This is a genomic window from Streptomyces sp. NBC_01283 (genome assembly GCF_041435335.1).
Lineage (GTDB): Bacteria > Actinomycetota > Actinomycetes > Streptomycetales > Streptomycetaceae > Streptomyces.
Genome location: NZ_CP108430.1, coordinates 1406356 through 1425380, shown reverse-complemented (window position 1 = coordinate 1425380; position 19025 = coordinate 1406356). Strand labels below are relative to the sequence as shown.

At 69.3% G+C, this 19025-nt stretch carries 18 protein-coding genes; 15 read left to right on the top strand and 3 right to left on the bottom strand.

Translation table 11 applies throughout. The features are described 5' to 3' along the window. Window positions 1-20: 20 nt before the first annotated feature. The 8 genes from OG302_RS06745 to OG302_RS06710 all read left to right on the top strand — a co-directional run bounded on the left by OG302_RS06745 (window position 21) and on the right by OG302_RS06710 (window position 6772). Window positions 21-221: a hypothetical protein gene (locus tag OG302_RS06745; protein WP_371525897.1), complete on the top strand. Its 201-nt coding sequence runs from the start codon at window positions 21-23 to the stop codon at window positions 219-221. A gap of 64 nt (window positions 222-285) precedes the next feature. After that, window positions 286-1269: a YihY/virulence factor BrkB family protein gene (locus tag OG302_RS06740; RefSeq protein WP_371525896.1), complete on the top strand. Its 984-nt coding sequence runs from the start codon at window positions 286-288 to the stop codon at window positions 1267-1269. Between the two features lie 72 nt (window positions 1270-1341). Then, window positions 1342-1782, top strand: coding sequence for a phage holin family protein (locus OG302_RS06735; protein WP_371525895.1), 441 nt, complete (start codon window positions 1342-1344; stop codon window positions 1780-1782). Continuing rightward, window positions 1779-2213 carry a DUF3618 domain-containing protein gene (locus OG302_RS06730; RefSeq protein WP_371525894.1) on the top strand — a complete coding sequence of 145 codons (435 nt, stop codon included), beginning with the start codon at window positions 1779-1781 and terminating at the stop codon, window positions 2211-2213. Before OG302_RS06735 ends, OG302_RS06730 begins: the two co-directional genes overlap by 4 nt. Then, complete coding sequence (locus OG302_RS06725; RefSeq protein ID WP_371525893.1) at window positions 2210-2476, top strand: DUF4235 domain-containing protein; 267 nt, start codon at window positions 2210-2212, stop codon at window positions 2474-2476. The genes OG302_RS06730 and OG302_RS06725 overlap by 4 nt, the downstream gene beginning before the upstream one ends. Before the next feature lie 186 nt (window positions 2477-2662). Beyond that, window positions 2663-4549, top strand: a complete 1887-nt coding sequence (locus OG302_RS06720; protein ID WP_371750032.1) for a family 20 glycosylhydrolase — start codon at window positions 2663-2665, stop codon at window positions 4547-4549. A 42-nt stretch (window positions 4550-4591) separates the two neighbouring features. Next, complete coding sequence (locus OG302_RS06715; RefSeq protein WP_371525892.1) at window positions 4592-6256, top strand: alpha-L-fucosidase; 1665 nt, start codon at window positions 4592-4594, stop codon at window positions 6254-6256. Window positions 6257-6373: 117 nt separating this feature from the next. Next, window positions 6374-6772: a nuclear transport factor 2 family protein gene (locus tag OG302_RS06710; protein ID WP_371525891.1), complete on the top strand. Its 399-nt coding sequence runs from the start codon at window positions 6374-6376 to the stop codon at window positions 6770-6772. 57 nt (window positions 6773-6829) lie between these two features. On the opposite strand, the gene OG302_RS06705 is transcribed toward OG302_RS06710, so the two are convergent. Both OG302_RS06705 and OG302_RS06700 read right to left on the bottom strand, forming a co-directional pair. Then, a complete protein-coding gene (locus OG302_RS06705) occupies window positions 6830-7294 on the bottom strand; it encodes a hypothetical protein (protein WP_371525890.1) in 465 nt (154 codons plus the stop codon). 61 nt (window positions 7295-7355) lie between these two features. After that, window positions 7356-8372 (bottom strand): LacI family DNA-binding transcriptional regulator, encoded by a 1017-nt coding sequence (locus OG302_RS06700; protein WP_371525889.1) that lies wholly within the window; start codon window positions 8370-8372, stop codon window positions 7356-7358. 250 nt (window positions 8373-8622) lie between these two features. Between OG302_RS06700 and OG302_RS06695 the strand changes: the two genes are divergently transcribed. The 6 genes from OG302_RS06695 to OG302_RS06670 all read left to right on the top strand — a co-directional run bounded on the left by OG302_RS06695 (window position 8623) and on the right by OG302_RS06670 (window position 16931). Then, window positions 8623-9930 carry an extracellular solute-binding protein gene (locus tag OG302_RS06695; protein ID WP_371525888.1) on the top strand — a complete coding sequence of 436 codons (1308 nt, stop codon included), beginning with the start codon at window positions 8623-8625 and terminating at the stop codon, window positions 9928-9930. A 23-nt stretch (window positions 9931-9953) separates the two neighbouring features. Further along, a complete protein-coding gene (locus tag OG302_RS06690; protein WP_371525887.1) occupies window positions 9954-10889 on the top strand; it encodes a carbohydrate ABC transporter permease in 936 nt (311 codons plus the stop codon). 44 nt (window positions 10890-10933) lie between these two features. Beyond that, entirely contained in the window at window positions 10934-11830 is an 897-nt protein-coding gene (locus OG302_RS06685; protein WP_371750031.1) for a carbohydrate ABC transporter permease, read from the top strand. A gap of 68 nt (window positions 11831-11898) precedes the next feature. Then, a complete protein-coding gene (locus tag OG302_RS06680; protein ID WP_371525886.1) occupies window positions 11899-13185 on the top strand; it encodes a glycosyl hydrolase in 1287 nt (428 codons plus the stop codon). A gap of 206 nt (window positions 13186-13391) precedes the next feature. Further along, a complete protein-coding gene (locus OG302_RS06675) occupies window positions 13392-16415 on the top strand; it encodes an alpha-mannosidase (RefSeq protein WP_371750030.1) in 3024 nt (1007 codons plus the stop codon). 144 nt (window positions 16416-16559) lie between these two features. Then, entirely contained in the window at window positions 16560-16931 is a 372-nt protein-coding gene (locus tag OG302_RS06670) for a VOC family protein (RefSeq protein ID WP_371525885.1), read from the top strand. Window positions 16932-17016: 85 nt separating this feature from the next. Here the strand turns inward: OG302_RS06670 and OG302_RS06665 are convergent, their stop codons facing one another. Further along, window positions 17017-17718, bottom strand: coding sequence for a FadR/GntR family transcriptional regulator (locus tag OG302_RS06665; protein WP_371525884.1), 702 nt, complete (start codon window positions 17716-17718; stop codon window positions 17017-17019). Window positions 17719-17938: 220 nt separating this feature from the next. Here OG302_RS06665 and OG302_RS06660 point away from each other — a divergent pair, with 220 nt between their 5' ends. Continuing rightward, complete coding sequence (locus OG302_RS06660; protein WP_371525883.1) at window positions 17939-19024, top strand: sugar ABC transporter substrate-binding protein; 1086 nt, start codon at window positions 17939-17941, stop codon at window positions 19022-19024. The last annotated feature ends 1 nt before the right edge of the window (window position 19025 follow it).

Genomic DNA, 19025 nt, shown 5'->3' with positions numbered 1-19025 from the left:
CACATGATCTAGTCGAAAGTATGAGCCACCCCATCCCCGACGATCTCGTGCGCATGCAACGGGAGTGGACCGCCACGTACCGGCGGCTGGCCGAACAGCCGGGGCGCACCGCGCTGCGTCGACGCCTGATCCGCCTGTCCGTGCGGCTGCACTTCCATCCGCTGCTGAAAACCGCGGCGGCCCGTACGGAACTGCGCCGCCGCGCGCAGGGCGAACCATGACCCCGCGGAAGGAGGACGGGCCTGGTCGCGCATGGCCCGGCGGTTGCGGGTTACTCCGGGGTGTATGGACGGAACAGCGGATACCGGCAGCGTGGACCGCGCGCCGGAAGAACCGACACAGTTGCCCAAGCGGTCCTGGCGGGCGGTGCTCACCGGCGTCATCCGGGAGTTCCAGGACGACGAGCTGACGGACCGGGCGGCGGCGCTCACCTACTACGGGGTGCTGTCGCTCTTCCCGACGATCCTGGTGCTTGTCTCCCTGCTCGGAGTGGTCGGGAAGTCGGCGATCGACTGGCTCCTGAAGAACCTCAAGGAGCTCGCGCCCGGCTCGGCGCGGGACATCATCAGTGACGCGGTGCGGCAGCTGGAGGGCCAGGGCGGTGTCGGCTCCCTGATGGCGGTGGTCGGCATCGTTCTCGCGGTGTGGGCGTCGTCCGGATACGTGGGGGCCTTCATCCGCACCGCCAACGCCGTCTACGACATGCCCGAGGGGCGGCCCGTGTGGAAGGTGCTGCCGATCCGGGTGGGCGTGACGGTGGTGCTCCTGGCCCTGGCGGTCATCAGTGCGCTCATCGTGGTGTTCACCGGCGGTATAGCCCACACCGTGGGGGCGGCCCTGGGGTTCGGCGACGCGGCGCTGACGGTGTGGGCGATCGCGAAGTGGCCCGTGCTCGTCGTGCTGGTGACCTTCATGATCGCGCTGCTGTTCTGGGCGACGCCGAACGTGAAGGGCCGCGGCTTCAGGTGGATCACCCCGGGCAGTGTGGTCGCCCTGGTGATCTGGCTGATCGCCTCGGCCGGATTCGCCTTCTACGTGGGGAACTTCAGTTCCTACAACAAGACCTACGGCGCACTGGCCGGAGTGATCATTTTCCTGGTGTGGCTGTGGCTCAGCAACATCGCGATCCTGCTCGGCCTGGAGTTTGACGCGGAGCTGTCCCGGCAGCGTGCCATCGCCGGCGGCCTGCCCCCCGAGGAGGAGCCCTACGTACCGCCCCGCGACACCAGTGCGTGGGACGAGCAGGACCGTCGCCGCATGGATGAGTGACGCACGAGCGACCATGTGCCGATCCCGGAGATTCGGGTACTCGGCCGCTGAACAGACAGGAGGTTGATGACGATGGCCCAGACAGGCCCGCACACCACCGGCCGTGACAGCGCCGGACAGACCGCCACCCACAGCGAGCCGGTGGGCGAGCTCGTGCAGCGCGCGTCGCAGCAGCTCACGGAGCTGGTACGCGGCGAGATGCGGCTGGCGCAGGCGGAGATGAAGGAGAAGACCAGGCGCTACGGCAAGGGCAGCGGGTTGTTCGGCGGAGCCGGTCTCGTCGGCTTCCTCACCCTGCAGGCCCTTGTCGCCACCGCGATCGCGGCGCTCGCCGTGCCGCTTCCGGTGTGGGCCGCGGGGCTGATCGTCACCACCGTCCTCGGTCTGATCGCCGCGGTACTGGCCATGACCGGCAAGAAGGAAGTCGGCCGGGCCGCCCCGCCGATCCCGGAGCAGGCAATCGACGGCGTGAAGGCCGATGTCGCAGAGATCAAGGAGAGTGCACAGCGATGAACCACTCCGACAAGAACACCCCCGGCGCCGGGGAACTGCGCGACAAGGTCGAGCAGACCCGTCAGGACCTGGGAGAGACGGTCGAGGCGCTGGCGGCCAAGGCGGACGTCAAGGCCCGCGCGCAGGAGAAGGCGGTCGCGATCAAGGGGCAGACGGCCACGAAGGCCGCCGAGTTGAGCGGGCAGGCCGTGGCGAAGGCCACCGAGGCCGCCCACGTGCTCCAGGACAAGGTGCCCGACCAGGTCAAGGACAAGGCCGCCGCCGCCACCGGGCAGGTGAAGGCGGTGGCAGAACAGGCCTCGGAGGTGTGGCAGGACAAGGCGCCGGAGCAGGTCCGCAACCGTCGCACGGCCTTCATCGCGGGTGGCGTGACGCTGGTGGTGACGTACGTCCTGGTGCGGCGCAAGCGGAAGCACGGGAGCGCGGTGTGAAGGCATCGAAGATCGCGTACAAGCCCGTCGGGATGGCGCTCGGCGCGCTCGCCGGTGTGGCCGCGGGCGGGCTGTTCAAGCAGGTGTGGAAGATGGCAGGTCATGACGAGGACGCACCCGACGCCACCGACGAGGACCGCGGCTGGGGCGAGATCCTGCTGGCGGCCACGTTGCAGGGTGCGATCTTCGCCGTGGTCAAGGCGGCCGTCGACCGCGGTGGCGCGGTCGCCACACACAGACTGACGGGCGCCTGGCCGGGCTGACCTCTGCTGATCCCTGTTGATCCCCGTTGATCCCTGTTGATCTGCGGACTCCGCCGACAGGGCGTCGACAGAGCCTGGATTCATCCGATGGGTGTGCGCAGGACGGCGCAAATGTCCAAGTCCCGGCTGAGGGCAGTGCATTGACACCCTCACGGGGCGCTTGAATCATCGGATGTCATGACTGACATGCGCATGATGGTCGCGCCTCGTGCGCGGCTACGCCGGTGGAGAGGCGCCGCAGTGGCCCTGGTGCTGCTCGCGGCGCCCGTCCCGGCGGCCGGGGCCGCCGGTGCCCCGCAGCCCGCCGCGGACCCGCCCCGAACCGTCCCTGCCCTGCCCGACTGGACGCCGGGCGAGGGGAGTTACGCCTACGGTCCTGGCGCCCGGCTCGTCGCGCACGGGCAGGCCGCGCGCGAAGCCGCCCGCACCCTCGCCGACGATCTGCGCGCCGCGGGGGAGGGCCGGGTGCCGGTCACCGGCGGCGCCCCGCGCGACGGCGACATCGTGATCGACGTCGCTCCCGGGCGAAAGACGCTCGGCGCCGAAGGATACGAACTCCGCGCGGGCAAACGCCTGGAGATCACCGGAGCGACCGGGACCGGAGCCTTCTACGGCACCCGCACCCTGCTCCAGCTCCTCGCCCAGAGCGGCCGCGTACCCGCCGGACGCACGGTGGACGTGCCGCAGTACAAAGAGCGCGGAGTCGGTGTCTGCGCCTGCTACATCCACATCTCGACACCCTGGCTGGAGAACCTCGTACGCGACATGGCGTACAACAAGCAGAACCAGCTGCTCCTCGAACTCAAGGTGAAGAGCGACAAGCACCCCGACGCCAACAGCTGGGGCTACTACACCAAGAGCGAGATACGCCGCCTCGTCGCCCTCGGCGAGAAGTACCACGTCACGATCACCCCGGAGATCAACTCGCCCGGCCACATGGACCCCTGGCTGGAGAAGCGCACCGACCTCCAGCTCACCGACTCCGACGGCGAGCGGCAGCCCTCGCGCCTCGACATCACCAAGGACGAGGCCTTCGCGTACTACACGAGCCTGATCGACGAGTACGCCGAGGTGTTCCCCGCGAAGTCCTGGCACATGGGCGCCGACGAGTACATGCTCGGCTCCGACTTCGCCAAGTACCCCCACATCCTCGAATACGCGAAGAAGAAGTACGGCGAGAACGCGACCCCGCAGGACGCCTTCGTCGACTTCGTGAACCGGGTGCACGCGTACACGGCCGACAGGGGCAAGCGGCTGCGCATCTGGAACGACGGCCTGACCGGCGCGAACACGGTGCCGGTCGCGGCGGGAACGAGCGTGGAGCACTGGCTCGACGTGAGGACCAAGCCGAGTCAACTCATCTCCCAGGGCCGCCCGTTGCAGAATGCGGCCTACTCCCTCTACCTCGTGCGCGGCGGCTTCCACACCGACACCAAGGCGCTGTACGACAAGGCGTGGGACCCGCGCAGCTTCGAGGGCGAGAAGCTCGCGTCGCGCGAGGGCGTCACCGGGGCGAAGATCAGCCTGTGGCCTGACAACGGCCGGGGCGAGACCGAGAACGAGGTCGCGGCCTCCATGGCGATGCCGCTCAGCCATGTCGCCCAGGTCACCTGGGGCTCCGCGCAGCCGGACCCGACGTACGACGGCTTCACCGCACGCGCCAAGTCGGTTGGCCACGCGCCGGGTTGGCAGGACCTGACGAAAACGCCGGTGGCGGACGGAACGTACACCTTGCGGGACACGAAGGGGGACGCGGAGCCCGCCGCCTACGAGATCAAGCGCACCGCCGACGGATACGTCACGCTGAAGTCCACGGCGGACGGCACCTGCCTGGAGACCCGCAGCGGAAAGATCACGCTCAACGTGCCTCTGGAGCCCGGAAGTCCGGTCACGCGGGAGGCGTGCGACGCGGCGAACACCTTGCAGCGCTGGCAGCTGACGAAGACGTCGGACGGCTACCGGCTGACGAACGCGATCACCCAAATGTCCGTGTACGTCGCCGAGGGCGGACGTCTCCAGCAGTATCCGGCGGATCAACGGACCCCGGCCACCTGGACCTTGACCACACACTGACCGCCCGTGCATTCGACACCCGACAGGGAGACCCGCACGCCCATGACTGTCAGCAGACGCCTCTTCGTGACCGCCGCCGTCACCACGGCGGTCGCCGCGTCGAGCAGTTCCCTCGCCCTCGCGGCACCCGGCTCCATCGGGACAGCAGCTGCCGCCGCCCCCGAACCGCCCTACCGCATCCCGATCAGCGCCAAGGACTCCCCGGACGAAGTCGTCGCCAAGGCCTCCCAAGTCCGGCCGACGGAACGGCAGATCGCCTGGCAGCGCCTTGAACAGACCGCGTTCCTGCACTTCGGCGTCAACACGTTCACCGGCCTCGAATGGGGCACGGGCGACGAGGACCCCGACGTCTTCCAGCCGTCGGGACTCGACACCGATCAGTGGGCGCGGGCCCTGCGCGACGGCGGATTCAAGCTCGCCATCCTCACGGTCAAGCACCACGACGGCTTCGTCCTCTACCCCTCCCGCTACACCAAGCACAGTGTGGCGAGCAGTAGTTGGCGGGGCGGGAAGGGTGACGTCCTGCGCTCGTTCGCCGACTCCCTGCGGCGGCACGGGATCAAGGTGGGCGTCTACATCTCGCCCGCCGACGAGAACCAGTATCTGCACGGCGTCTACGCCAACGGCAGCGCGCGCTCCGAGCGGACCATTCCCACGCCGGTCGAGGGCGACGACCGGGCGGGCGAGGCATCCGTACGGTCCTTCACGCTCGACGCGACCGACTACGGCGCCCACATGCTCGACCAGCTCTACGAGGTGCTCACCGAGTACGGGCCCATCGACGAGGTGTGGTTCGACGGGGCCCAGGGGCGCATCCCGCCGGAGAAGGTCGAGACGTACGACTGGGACAGCTGGTACGCGGTCATCCGTGCCCTGGCCCCGAACGCGACGGTCGCCGTGCGCGGCCCCGACGTCCGATGGGTCGGCAACGAGGGCGGGCTCGCGCGCGAGAACGAGTGGAGCGTCGTCCCCGTCAAGGACTCGGGGAACGGCAGCGTCGACTACGCGCTGAAGTACGACGCGCCCGACCAGGGGAGCCGGGAGGCGCTCGCCGAGGCGCGGGCCGTCGCCCAGTACGTGCAGTGGTGGCCGGCGGAGTGCGACGTCTCGATCAGGCCGGGCTGGTTCTACCACGAGGACGAACAGCCCAAGTCCGTCGAGCAGTTGACGGACATCTGGTTCCGTTCCGTGGGCAGGAACTCCGTGCTGCTCCTGAACATCCCGCCGGACGACCGGGGCCTGCTCCCGGAGGCGGACGTGGCGCGCCTGCGGGAGTTCCATGAGCGGATCGGACGCGAACTGCCGGAGGATCTCGCGCGGGGTGCACGGGCCCGCGGTGACGGCGGCCGCCCGTCGTACGCGGTCGACGGTGACCCGGACACGGCGTGGGTGTGCCCCGCGCCCTCCCGGGGGACGCTCACGGTCGACCTGGGCAAGGCGCGTGAGGTCGACCGGATCCGGCTGGGGGAGGAGATCCGGCGGGGGCAGCGGCTGGAGCACGCGGTGATCGAGGCGCGGCTTCCGGGCGGGTCCGGCGGGTCCAGCGGGTCCGGATGGTCCCTCGTGACCGAGGTGGACACGGTGGGGGCCAGCCGGGTCCTGACACTGGCCACGCCGGTGCGGGCGCGGGAGTGGCGGCTTCGGGTGACGGGGTCGCGCGGGGCGGTACGCCTTGCGGAGTTCGGCCTGTACCGGTCGCGGGTGTAGAGAGTCCCGGGCGTCGGGGGAGTCGCGTTGAGGGGAGTGGCGGGGCATCGCCGCCCTCCGGGCGACTCTCCCGGCCGCCGAAGTCCGTCGCTCCGCGCCGGTGTTACCGTCGCCGCCATGTCCAAGAGTGAGATCGACGCCGTGACCGCCGAGTTCTTCGGCGCCTTCGACAACCGGGACGGAAAGGCCGCCGACGTGGCCCGGCTCCGCCGACTGATGATCCCGGGTGGTGTGATCGTCGTGACCGGCCCCGACTTCAGGGTCCACACGGTGGAGGAGTTCATCGAGCCGCGCGAACGCCTCCTGAGGGACGGCCGGTTGGTCGACTTCTCCGAGTGGGAGACGTCCGAACGGACCGAGATCGAGGGTGACATCGCCTCGCGGTTCGGCACGTACCGCAAGTCCGGGACACTGGACGGTGAACCGTTCGAGGGGAGCGGCACCAAGACCATTCAGTTCGTCCGCACCCCGGACGGCTGGCGGATCACGGCATTCTCCTGGTACGACAAGCCCTGACCGGGGCTTACGTACAGGCCCTGACCGACGCTTACGTACAAGCCCTGGCAGGCGTGCCTACGAGGGCCAGCCGACCCGGCCCTCGCGTACGGCCAGGGGGTGGGTCTTGTCCTCCTCGTAGAACCTGGTCCAGCCGACACGGACGGACCCGTCGAACCGCTCGTGATGGCCCTCGGCCTTGGCCGCGAGCCACGTGAGCAGTTCGCCGACGCGATCGAAGTCGTCCGGGTGGACCTCCTGCCGAGCCGTCAGCGCCCAGCCGCCCTCGCGCCGGAGCAGCACCGAGGTGAGCGCTCCGTCCGCCTTCGAGGCCGTGTCATGACACCCCAGGAGCGGCATGGGGGCGTCCTCCGTGACCAGTTCGCCCCGGTCGTCCTCCACCACGACAGGGAACACGCGCACCACGGTCAGTTCCACCGGCCGGGGGCCCAGGCCGAGATGCCACCGGAGCTCGGCGATCTCTTCCCCGGAGAGGTCGTCACGCAGGTCCAGCGCGATCGAGAGTTCGTAGATGTCCGCCATACCGGCACCGTAATGGCGGGATATGACAGACCTGCCGCCGGGCCGGGTGAGCAGGGGCGGCTCAGCCTCCGGCCGCCCTCCCCGTGCTCTCCCGCTCGATGAGTGTGGGCAGCGGTACCTGGACCGTGGCCGCGGGGCCGTCGTCCAGGAGGGACAGGAGTTCGCGGGCCGCCGTCCGGCCGAAGGACACCGTGTCGCGGGACAGCGCCGTGAGCCACGGGTGCACCATCCGGCACAGCGCCGAGTCCTCCCACGCGATGACTGACACGTCCCCCGGGACGGCGAACCCGAGCGAGGCCGCCGCGGCGACCCCGGCGACGGCCATCACGTCGTTGTCGTACACGAGGGCCGTCGGCGGCGACGCGGCGGAGAGCACCCGCCGTGTCACCGCGGCGCCTTCCGCGTCCGAGTAGTCCGTGGTGACCGAGCGGACCTCCGACAGGTCGCGCCGCTCCGCCTCGGCCCGCAGCGTGCGGATCCGCCGTTCCGTGTGGGCGAGGCCGGGCAGTCCCGCGATGTGCACGATGCGGCGGTGGCCCAGGGCGTGCAGATGGTCCACGATCGACGCCATCGCGCCCGCGTCGTCCGCCCAGACGGTGGAGAGGTTGGGGTGGTGCGCCTCCGGGTCCGGCACGCCGCCCGTCACCACCGCGGGCAGTCCCAGCTCGTCCAGCAGCGCCGGGCGGGGGTCGTCCGTGCGCGGGTCCACGACCAGGACGCCGTCCACCCGGTGCTCGGCCCACCACCGCTGGTAGACCGCGCACTCGGCGGTCACGTCCTCCACCACCTGGAAGAGCAGGCCCAGTTGACGCTCCGCAAGGACTTCCTGGATGCCCGAGATGAGCTGCAGGAAGAACGAGTCGACGCCCAGCGTCCCGGCGGGCCTCGCCACCACGAGCCCCACCGTCGCCGAGCCCTCACCGGACAGCGCGCGCGCCGCCGTGCTCGGGTGCCAGCCCAGCTGCTCGGCGACCCTGCGGACCCGGTCCCGGGTGACGTCGGAGACTCCTGGCCGGTCGTTGAGCGCGAAGGACACGGCGCTCTCGGAGACTCCGGCGCGGCGCGCGATGTCCTTCATGGTCGGCCGGCGTGCCGGGGACCGCTTGCCTTGCACCGGTGTTGCCCCTTTCCTCTGACGCGCATACTAATGCGCTTGAGTCAGCTCACTCTAAAGCGCTTTAGTCGATCCCCGCAAGAAGTTCAATGAACCTAGCTGACCTGCAGAGTTGATGAGATGTGCAGCTTTGTTCAACGAATCCATTGACTTTTTACCGGAGTTCCATGCAAGGTCTGCCTCACGCTGGGCCGAGCAAAGGAGCCGTTTCACCGTGCGCATCTCCCATCACCCCCGCATCCCCCGAAGGGCAGCCGCCGCTGCCGCCGTCATCGCCGTGCTCCTGCCGCTGAGCGCCTGCGGTGACGGAGACGACGGCGGCGGTTCGACCGACGCGTCAGGCAAGGTCGAGGGCGAGATCACCTTCCAGACCTGGAACCTGAAGGCGAACTTCAAGTCGTACTTCGAGGGCGTCGTCGACGGCTTCGAGAAGAAGTACCCGGGCACGAAGGTGCACTGGGTCGACCAGCCCGGCGAGGGCTACGCCGACAAGATCAGTGCCGACGCCGCGGCCGGCACCCTCCCCGACGTCGTCAACGTCTCGCCCGACCTGGTGGCCCCGCTCGCCAAGGCCGGTCTCGCGCTCGACCTCGACAAGGCCGCCGGGAAGTACGAGAAGGAGTACCTGCCGGGTGCGTGGAAGAGCCACCAGATACCGGGCACGGAGGGCACGTACGCCTTCCCCTGGTACCTGAACACCGGGCCGCTCTTCTACAACAAGCGGATCTTCAAGGAGGCGGGTCTCGACGCCGACAAGCCCCCGACGACGTACGACCAGCTCTTCGACGACGCACTGAAGCTGTCGAAGGAGACCAAGGGCAAGACCGCCACGCTCGCCAACGTCCCCACCATCGAGGACTTCGGGCGCTACGGCGTGCCGCTGATGGACAAGGCCGGGACCAAGTTCACCTTCAACGGCCCCAAGGGCGTCGAACTCCTCACCAAGTACAAGGAGTTGTACGACGCCAAGGCCCTGGACGGCCAGGCGCTCACCGCGACGCCCGAGTCGACGGGCAAGAAGTTCCTCACCGAGGCCGTCGCCATGAACCCCGGAAGCGCCCTGGACCTCGGCAAGTTCAAGAAGGACGCCCCCAGCCTGTACAAGAACATCGGGATCACCCCGCAGATCACCAACACCGGCAAGGACAACATGTACGTGATGGGCGTGATGGTGAACACGCGCACCAAGCAGACGCCCGCCGCCGTGGCGTTCGCCCACTACGTGACGGACGCGCAGCGCCAGATGTCCTTCGCCAAGAAGGTGGCGATCTTCCCCAGTACGGAGGGTTCACTCGACGACCCGTACTTCACCAAGCAGGACGGCACCGATGACACGCGCGTGCGGATCGCCGCCGCCAAGTCCGTGAAGACCGCGGTGAATTACACGCCCGTGCTGTTCAGCGAGCAGATGAAGATCGAGCTGCGCAACGGCGTCGCCCGGGCGCTGCAGGGCAAGCAGAGTCCCGAGGAAGCACTTGACAACGCTGTCAAGAACTGCGACCGGCTGCTGAAGCAGAGCTGAGAAGACGACACGGGACCACCACCATGAAAAGCTCCGGCACCGCCACCGTTCCCCGTGCACCCGCCGACGACCGCGGGCCCCGCCGCCGCATCAGGCGTCAACTCCCCAGCAGCCCCTGGCTGTTCGCAGCCCCCGGGCTGCTGGTCGTCGGCATCTTCATCCTCTATCCGTTCGTCAGCACGCTCATCAACTCCTTCACCGACAAGCGCACCCTGATCCCGGGGGAGTACGTCGGCCTGGACAACTTCCGGGAGTTGCTGCACGACGACATGTTCTGGATCGGGCTTCGCAACTCGACGCTCTACATCGTCGGGGTCGTCCCGGCGCTCGTCCTGCTGCCGCTGCTGCTCGCGATGCTCGTCCAGAAGCACATCCCCGGCATCACCTTCTTCCGGTCGGCGTTCTACACGCCGGTGGTCGCGTCCATCGTCGTGGTGGGCCTGATCTGGGTGTGGATGCTGGATGAACGGGGCCTGGTCAACGCGGTGCTTGAGGCCGTGGGCGTCGGCTCGGTCGGCTTCCTCAGCGACCAGTGGCTGCTCCTCCTGAGCGCCATGGCCGTCACGGTCTGGAAGGGCCTCGGCTACTACATGATCATTTACCTGGCGGCGCTCGCCAACGTGCCACGTGAACTCCACGAGGCCGCCTCGGTGGACGGCGCGGGCGCGGTGCGCCGCTTCTTCACGGTCACCGTGCCCGCCGTGCGCTCCACGATGGTCCTGGTCGCCGCACTCTCCTCGGTCGCCGCCTTCAAGGTGTTCACCGAGGTCTATCTGATGGCAGGGCCCAACGGCGGCCCCGCAGGCGAGGACACCACGCTCGTGATGCTGGTGCAGCGCGTCGGCACCGGCCTGACCGGCCGCGTCGGGTACGCGTCGGCCATCTCGGTCGTCGTCTTCATCGTCACCGTCGCGCTGATGCTGCTCGTGCTGCGCGCGGACCGGAAGGAGGACGCGTGAGCACCGCGACGGACACGCGCAAGGCCGAGCAGACGGCGAAGTCGGTGAAGGCGGCTCGGAAGGGCCGGAAGGACGGCTCCCGCCGGCGCGGCCGGATCACCGACGAGAACGGCCGCAGGATGCCAGTGTGGGAGATCATCCTGCGCTACGTGCTCCTGCTCGCCGTACTCGCGCTGATGATCGGGCCCTTCCTCTGGCAGCTCTCCACCTCCCTCAAGGGTCCGCACGAGAACATCTTCAGCTCCCCGCCCAAGTTCCTGCCGAGCAGCCCGACCTTCCACAACTACGAGCGGGTCGCCGACACCATCCCCGTCTGGGACTACGCCTTCAACTCCCTGAAGGTGGCCGCCGCCAACGTGGTGACCAACTGCGTGGGCGCCACCCTCGCCGGCTACGCCCTCGCGCGCCTGCGCTACCGGGGCCGCAGGGCGGCCACGCTCGTCTTCATCCTCGCCATGCTGGTGCCCGTGGAGGGCATCATCATCGCCCAGTTCACCACCATGCGGGAGCTTGGCCTCAACAACACCCTCATCGGGGTGCTGCTGCCGGGCTGCGTCTCCGCACTCAACGTCCTGCTGATGCGCAACGCCTTCCTGAACCTGCCGTACGAGATCGAGGAAGCCGCGTACGTCGACGGCGCGAACGTCTGGCAGCGGTTCACGCGGATCGCCCTGCCCGCGGTCAAGGGCACGCTCGCCGTGGTGGCGATCTTCGCCTTCATGGGCGCCTGGGACGACTTCCTGTGGCCGCTGATCGTGCTGAGCGACCCGAGCCGGTTCACCCTGACCATCGGCCTGAACTACCTGCACGGCACCTTCGCCAACGACGAACGGCTCGTCGCCGCGGGCACGGTCATCGCCGTACTCCCGCTGATCGTGCTCTTCGCCTGTCTCCAGCGGTACTTCTTCCGCGGGGTGGGCGAGGGAGCGGTCAAGGGCTGACCTGCCGTCCCCCGCCTGCTGCTGCCCCGCCCCACCGGGCCCCCACATCCCCGAGAACCAGGACTCGCATGTCTCGTACGACTCGTGTGCCCTCCTTGCCCTCCGCGCCTTCTGTGCCGTCCGGCGCGCCGCGCTTCGGCGCGAACTACACCCCCAGCCAGGGGTGGTTCCACCACTGGCTGGACTTCGACCTCGACGCCGTGCGCGCCGATCTCGACGCGATCGCCGCGCTGGGCCTCGACCACATCCGGGTCTTCCCGATCTGGCCGTACTTCCAGCCGAACCGCACCCTGATCCGGCCGCGCGCGGTGGAGCAGCTCGTCGCCCTCGCGGACGCGGCGGGGGAGCGCGGGCTCGACGTCAACGTCGACGGGCTCCAGGGGCATCTGTCGAGCTTCGACTTCCTGCCCGCGTGGACGCAGACCTGGCACCGGCGGAACATCTTCACCGACCCGGATGTGGTGGAGGGCGAGGTCACGTACCTGCGCACGCTGGCCGCCGCGCTGGCCGACCGGCCGAACTTCATCGGCATGACCATCGGCAACGAGGTCAACCAGTTCTCGGCGGGCCCCCACCCCGACCCGGACCGCATCACGCAGGAGCAGGCGGGGGAGTGGCTGCGGAGGGTCCTCGCCGCGTGCGAGGAGGGCGCTCCCGGCAAGCCGCACCTCCATGCCGAGTACGACGCCGCCTGGTACCAGGACGACCAGCCCTTCACCCCGGCCCAGGCCGCCCGCCTCGGCGGGATGACCGCCGTGCACTCCTGGGTGTTCAACGGCACGGCCCAGCGGCACGGGCGGGAGGGAATCGCCACCGCGCAGCACGCGGCGTACATGATCGAGCTGTCCAAGGCGTGGGCGGACGATCCGCACCGCCCGGTCTGGCTCCAGGAGGTGGGCGCGCCCGCTCCCCTGATCCCTGCCGAGCACGCGGCGTCCTTCACCGAGGCGACGGTGGCAGCGGCGCTCGACTGCGCGGACGTGTGGGGGGTGACGTGGTGGTGCTCGCACGACGTGTCGCGTTCGCTGGCGGACTTCCCCGAACTCGAGTACAGCCTGGGCCTGTTGAGCAATGACGGCCGGGTCAAGCCGGGAGGTGAGGCGCTGGCCCGGATCGCGAAGGAGTGGCGGGGGCGGGAGTACGCGCCTGCGGTGCGGGCCACTGCTGTGGTGGTGGATGACTTGACCTCGGAGCGGTCCGCGTGTGCTCCGGGGGGAGCGGTGTTCGAGACGTTCATGCGGCTGGTGGGGGACGGGGTCCGGCCCACCACCGTGCTGGCCGGCCGGGCGGGGGACTCGGCGCATTTGGCTGCGCGGGGCATTACGGAGGTTGTGCGGCCGGGGGAGGTCGGCTAGGCCCAAGCCCTATCCCCCGCCCCACCCTTCCGGACGGGCTGGAATTCCAGCCCGTCCGGCGATTGAGGACGAACTCGGCGGAGCCGGTGATGACGGCAGCCAAGGCCCCCGCGCCGAGCGGGTTTTCGAGAAGGGGCGGGGTTGGGGACAAGATCATGTACACCGCACCCCCACGCACCCGCACCAACAACACCACGGAGAAGCCCATGCACGACGACCGCACCCTCATAGAAGCCCGCCTCAAGCGCGTCCTCGACGAACGCATCCGCCCCGCGGTCTACCCGGAGTCCGTCCCCCTGGACGTCGCCGTATGGACCGCCCCGGGTGAGCCCGTACCAGTAGCGGAAGGCCTCGCCGCCACCCCCGAACCCACCGAGGTCGGCGCCCCCTGGGGAGCCCCCTGGTCCACCAGCTGGTTCCAGGTGACCGGCACCGTCCCGAAGGAATGGGCCGGGAAGACGGTCGAGGCCATCCTCGACCTCGGCTTCGACGAGAACATGCCCGGCTTCCAGTGCGAGGGCCTGGTCTACCGCCCCGACGGCACCCCGGTGAAGGGCCTCAACCCCCGCAACCAGTGGGTGCGGATCGCTGCCCCGGCCACCGGCGGCGAGAACGTGCACCTGCACATCGAGGCCGCCTCCAATCCCGTCATCCTCGACTACCACCCCTTCCTGCCCACCCAGCTCGGCGACAAGGAGACGGCCGGCAGCGAGCCCCAGTACAAACTCGCCCGCATGGACCTCGCCGTCTTCGACGAGACCGTGTGGCAGCTCGTCATCGACCTCGAAGTGCTCGGCGAGCTGATGCAGGAGCTGCCCGAGGACTCCGGACGCCGTTACGCCCTCGTGCGCGCCATCGGCCGCGCCCTGGACGCCGTCGACCTCCAGGACGTGAACGGCTCCGCCGCCGCGGCCCGCGTCGAGCTCGAAGGCGTCCTCACCACCCCCGCCGAGCCCTCGGCCCACCGCATCAGCGCCGTCGGCCACGCGCACATCGACTCGGCCTGGCTGTGGCCGCTGCGCGAGACGGTGCGCAAGGTCGCGCGTACGACGTCCAACATGACCGCCCTCATCGAGGACGAGCCGGACTTCATCTTCGCCATGTCGCAGGCCCAGCAGTGGGCGTGGGTCAAGGAGCACCGGCCCGAGGTGTGGGCGAAGGTCAAGAAGGCGGTCGCCGACGGGCGGTTCGTGCCCGCGGGCGGCATGTGGGTCGAGTCGGACACGAACATGCCGGGCTCGGAGGCGATGGCCCGTCAGTTCGTCCACGGCAAGCGGTTCTTCCTCGACGAGTTCGGCATCGAGAACGACGAGGCGTGGCTGCCCGACACCTTCGGCTTCGCGGCCGGGCTGCCGCAGATCATCAAGGCGGCGGGCTCCAAGTGGCTGCTCACGCAGAAGATCTCGTGGTCGCAGACCAACCGCTTCCCGCACCACACCTTCAACTGGGAAGGCATCGACGGGACCCGCATCTTCACGCACTTCCCGCCCGTCGACACCTACAACTGCTCCATGAAGGGCAGCGAGATCGCCCACGCGGCGAAGAACTTCAAGGACAAGGGAGTCGCCCGGCACTCCCTCGCCCCGACGGGCTGGGGTGACGGTGGCGGCGGCACCACCCGCGAGATGATCGCGAAGGCGGGACGCCTGCGTGACCTGGAGGGCTCCGCGACCGTCGAGTGGGAGACCCCTGCGGCCTTCTTCGAGAAGGCCGAGGCGGAGTACCCCAACGCTCCGGTCTGGGTGGGCGAGTTGTACCTGGAGCTCCACCGCGCCACGCTCACCAGCCAGGCGGGCACCAAGCAGGGCAACCGCCGCAGCGAGCACCTGTTGCGCGAGGCGGAGCTCTGGTCGGCCACGGCGGCCGTCCGCTCGCCTGAATTCTCGTACCCCTACGAGGAGTTGGACCGTATCTGGAAGACGGTTCTGCTCCACCAGTTCCACGACATCCTGCCCGGCTCGTCCATCGCCTGGGTGCACAGGGAGGCCCGCGCGACGTACGCGGCGGTCGCCGACGAGCTGAACGGCATCATCGAAGCGGCCCAGCGGGCGCTTGCGGGGGAGGGCGGCACGGGCACGCTCGTCTTCAACTCGGCCCCGCACACCCGGGGCGGAGTCCCCGCGGGCGGCGCGCGCCCCGCCACCGTCGACGGACAGTCGGCGATCGCCTCACGCGCCGACGGCGGCTACGTCCTCGACAACGGTCTGCTGCGGGTCGAGGTCGACGCGCGCGGGCTCGTCGTCTCGGCGTACGACATCGTGGGCGACCGGGAGGCCGTCGCACCCGGCCAGGCGGCGAACCTGCCGCAGATCCACGCCGACTTCCCGAACATGTGGGACGCCTGGGACGTCGACGAGTTCTACCGCAACACGGTCACCGATCTCACGGAGGCGGACGCGGTCGAGCCCGGGGAGGACGGCACCTCGGTCCGTGTCGTACGCGGCTTCGGCGCCTCGCGCCTGACGCAGGTGCTGTCCCTGACGCCGGGCTCCACGCGCCTGGACATCGAGACCGAGGTCGACTGGCACGAAACGGAGAAGTTCCTGAAGCTCTCCTTCCCGCTGGACGTCCACGCGGAGCGGTACGCCTCGGAGACGCAGTTCGGCCACTTCTACCGGGCCACGCACACCAACACGAGCTGGGAGGCGGCCAAGTTCGAGGCCTGCAACCACCGCTTCGTGCACATGGAGGAGCCGGGCTGGGGCGTGGCCCTTGTCACGGACTCGACGTACGGCCACGACGTGACCCGCACGGTCCGCGCCTCGGACTCCGGTACGACGACGACGATCCGCGCCTCGCTGCTGCGCGCCCCGCGCTTCCCCGACCCCGAGACGGACCAGGGCGTCCACCGATTCCGGCACGCGCTGGTACCGGGGGCCGGGATCGGCGACGCGGTGCGGGAGGGCTACCGGATCAACCTGCCCGAGCGGGAGGTCACGGGCGGCGCCGAGGTGGCTCCGCTGGTGACGGTCGACAACGACGCCGTTGTCGTCACGGCGGTCAAGCTCGCCGACGACGGCAGCGGCGACGTGGTCGTCCGCTTCCACGAGGCACAGGGCGGGCGCGCGAAGGCGACGCTGACGGCGGGTTTCCCGGTCGGCTCCGTCGAGGTGACGGACCTCCTGGAACGCCCCCTCGCGGACGCCGCGTCGCCGGAGCGCTCGGGCGACGGAATCGCCCTGAAGCTGCGCCCGTTCGAGCTGGTGACGCTGCGGCTGACGCGGGCGTGACGTCGGGCAGAACAGAGGGCGGAAGCCGGGCGGACACCGGACAGGGCTGAGGGACAAGCCCGTCCGGCGTCCCCCGGCGGGTCGTACGACGGGATCCGCGTGATGAGCCGCCTCCGCGATCGGTCCCGGCGCACACTGGCCCACATGCCCGTATCCCTGCATCACATCGTCATCGACGCCCATGATCTCCCCGCCCTGGCCCGGTTCTGGGCCGAGGCGCTGGGCTGGCGGATTCTGTCCGAGCGGGAGCGGGAGGTCGTGATCGGGCCTGATGAGACCGCGCCGGTGGGCATCTGCTTCATGCCGGTGACGGAGCGCAAGGTCGTCAAGAACCGGCTGCATGTCGATCTGACGTCCGGTGTGGAGGACCGGGGGGCCGAGATCGAGCGGCTGCTCGCGCTCGGGGCGCGCAGGGTGGACGTCGGGCAGAGCGGTGACGAGTCGTGGACCGTGCTCGCCGATCCGGAAGGGAACGAGTTCTGCGTGGTCCGCCCGAAGCGGACCCTCATCGACTAGCGGCCAGGAGTCGCGCCCAGGCGGGCCGCCCTGGGGTGGAACGCCCGCCGGAGGGACGGGAGCCCGCCCGTCGCACGGCCGGCCCCTACTCGTCCAACTGACCCCGCAGCCAGTCCTCCACCTCTCCCACGTGCGCCGCCGCCGCGGCCCTTGCCGCCTCCGGGTCTCGCGCCACCAGGGCCCGGTGGATGCGGGCGTGCTCCCGGCGGGTGCGTTCGAAGGCGCCCTCTTCCTGGTAGCCGCGCCATACCCGTGCGCGGAACGTGCGGGACGACAGGCCTTCCAGGATGGCGGCCATCGTGTCGTTGCCCGCCGCGAAGGCGATCGTGCGGTGGAACGCGAGGTCGTGGGAGAGGATCTCCTCGGGGTCCTCCGTGGCGTTCATCGCCTCCAAGTGCTTCTCCACGTCCGCCAGTTGATCGGACGAGATGCGCGCCGCCGCCAGCGCCGTCGCCGTGGACTCCAGGACCCTGCGTACCTCCAGGAGCTCCACCAGGCGTGGGCCGCGTGACAGGTCCGCCACTACGCCGAACGTCTCCAGGAGGTCCCCGGCCTCCAACTGCGTGACGTAGATGCCCGAGCCGTGCCGGGCCTCCAGGACCCCCATCACCGTCAGCGCGCGGATCGCCTCGCGCATCGAACTGCGAGAGATGCCCAGCTGGGTGGCCAAGTCCCTTTCCGTGGGGAGGCGTTCACCCGGTTCGAGCCTGCCCTCGCCGATCATCGCCTTGATCTGCTCGATGGCCCGCGCAGTCACGGTGCCCTTCTGCGGGGCGGTCTGGTCCACGTAACGCTCCTCCACTAGCCGAGTGCGCCGCAGTCTAATCAGAGATGTGGTCGGACCACTACGGCCTGAAAGCAGGAAAACTTGGCGCCGAGGGGTGTTGTGAGCGTCAAGTGGTCTGATAAATATTCGCCCATCGGTCGCTAGGACTCACTAGGACTCACTAGAACTCGCCAGGACCCGCCAGGACTTCGTCCGTTCACGCTCGATGAGGAGCCGTCAGATGGCCGGCAGAACAGTGCGCAACAGGAGCAGTAGGCCGGAGACTTCGCGGGTGGTGCGGATCGCCGCCGCGGCCGCCTGCGCGTCCCTCGTGCTCACGGCATGCGGCAGTACGAAGGACAGTGCGGCGCCCGCGGGTGGTGCGGGCGGCGGCGAGGGCAAGGTGGGGGTGATCCTGCCCCTGCTGACCTCGCCGTTCTGGCAGTCGTACAACGACTACGTGCCGAAGATGGCGAAGTCCGAGGACGTCGACACGAACAAGACGGTCAACTCCAACAGCGACCCCTCGCAGCAGATCACCGACATCAACAACCAGCTCAATCAGGGGGTCAAGGGCCTCGTCGTCGCACCCCTCGACAGCGCGGCGATCTCCGCCGGACTCGACCAGGCCGAACGCAAGGGCGTGCCCGTGGTCGCCGTCGACGTCGCCCCCGAGAAGGGCAAGGTCGCGATGGTGGTGCGGGCCAACAACGTCGCGTACGGCGAGAAGGCCTGCGACTACCTCGGTGACCAGGTCAAGACCGGCAAGGTCGTCCAGATCATGGGAGACCTCGCCTCCGTCAACGGCCGTGAGCGCTCCGAGGCGTTCCGCACCTGCGTGAAGAAGAAGTACCCCAAGCTCAAGGTTTTGGAGATCCCCGCCAAGTGGGAGTCCGACACGGCCGCGTCGAAGCTGGACACGCTGCTCAACTCCAACCCCGACATCAAGGGCATCTACATGCAGGCGGGCGGCGTCTATCTCGCGCCCACCCTGCAGACCCTGAAGTCCAAGGGAATGCTGAAGAAGGCGGGCGAGCAGGGGCACATCACCGTCATCTCGAACGACGGCATCCCGCAGGAGTTCGACGCCATCCGCAAGGGCCAGATCGACGCCACCGTCTCGCAGCCCGCCGACGCGTACGCCAAGTACGGGATGTACTACATCAAGGCCGCGATGAACGGGAAGAAGTTCAAGCCGGGCCCGACCGACCACGACTCCACGATCGTGAAGCTGCCCAGCGGCATCCTTGAGGACCAGCTGCCCGCTCCACTGGTCACCAAGGAGAACGTGGACGACTCCAAGCTGTGGGGCAACACGGTCAAATGAG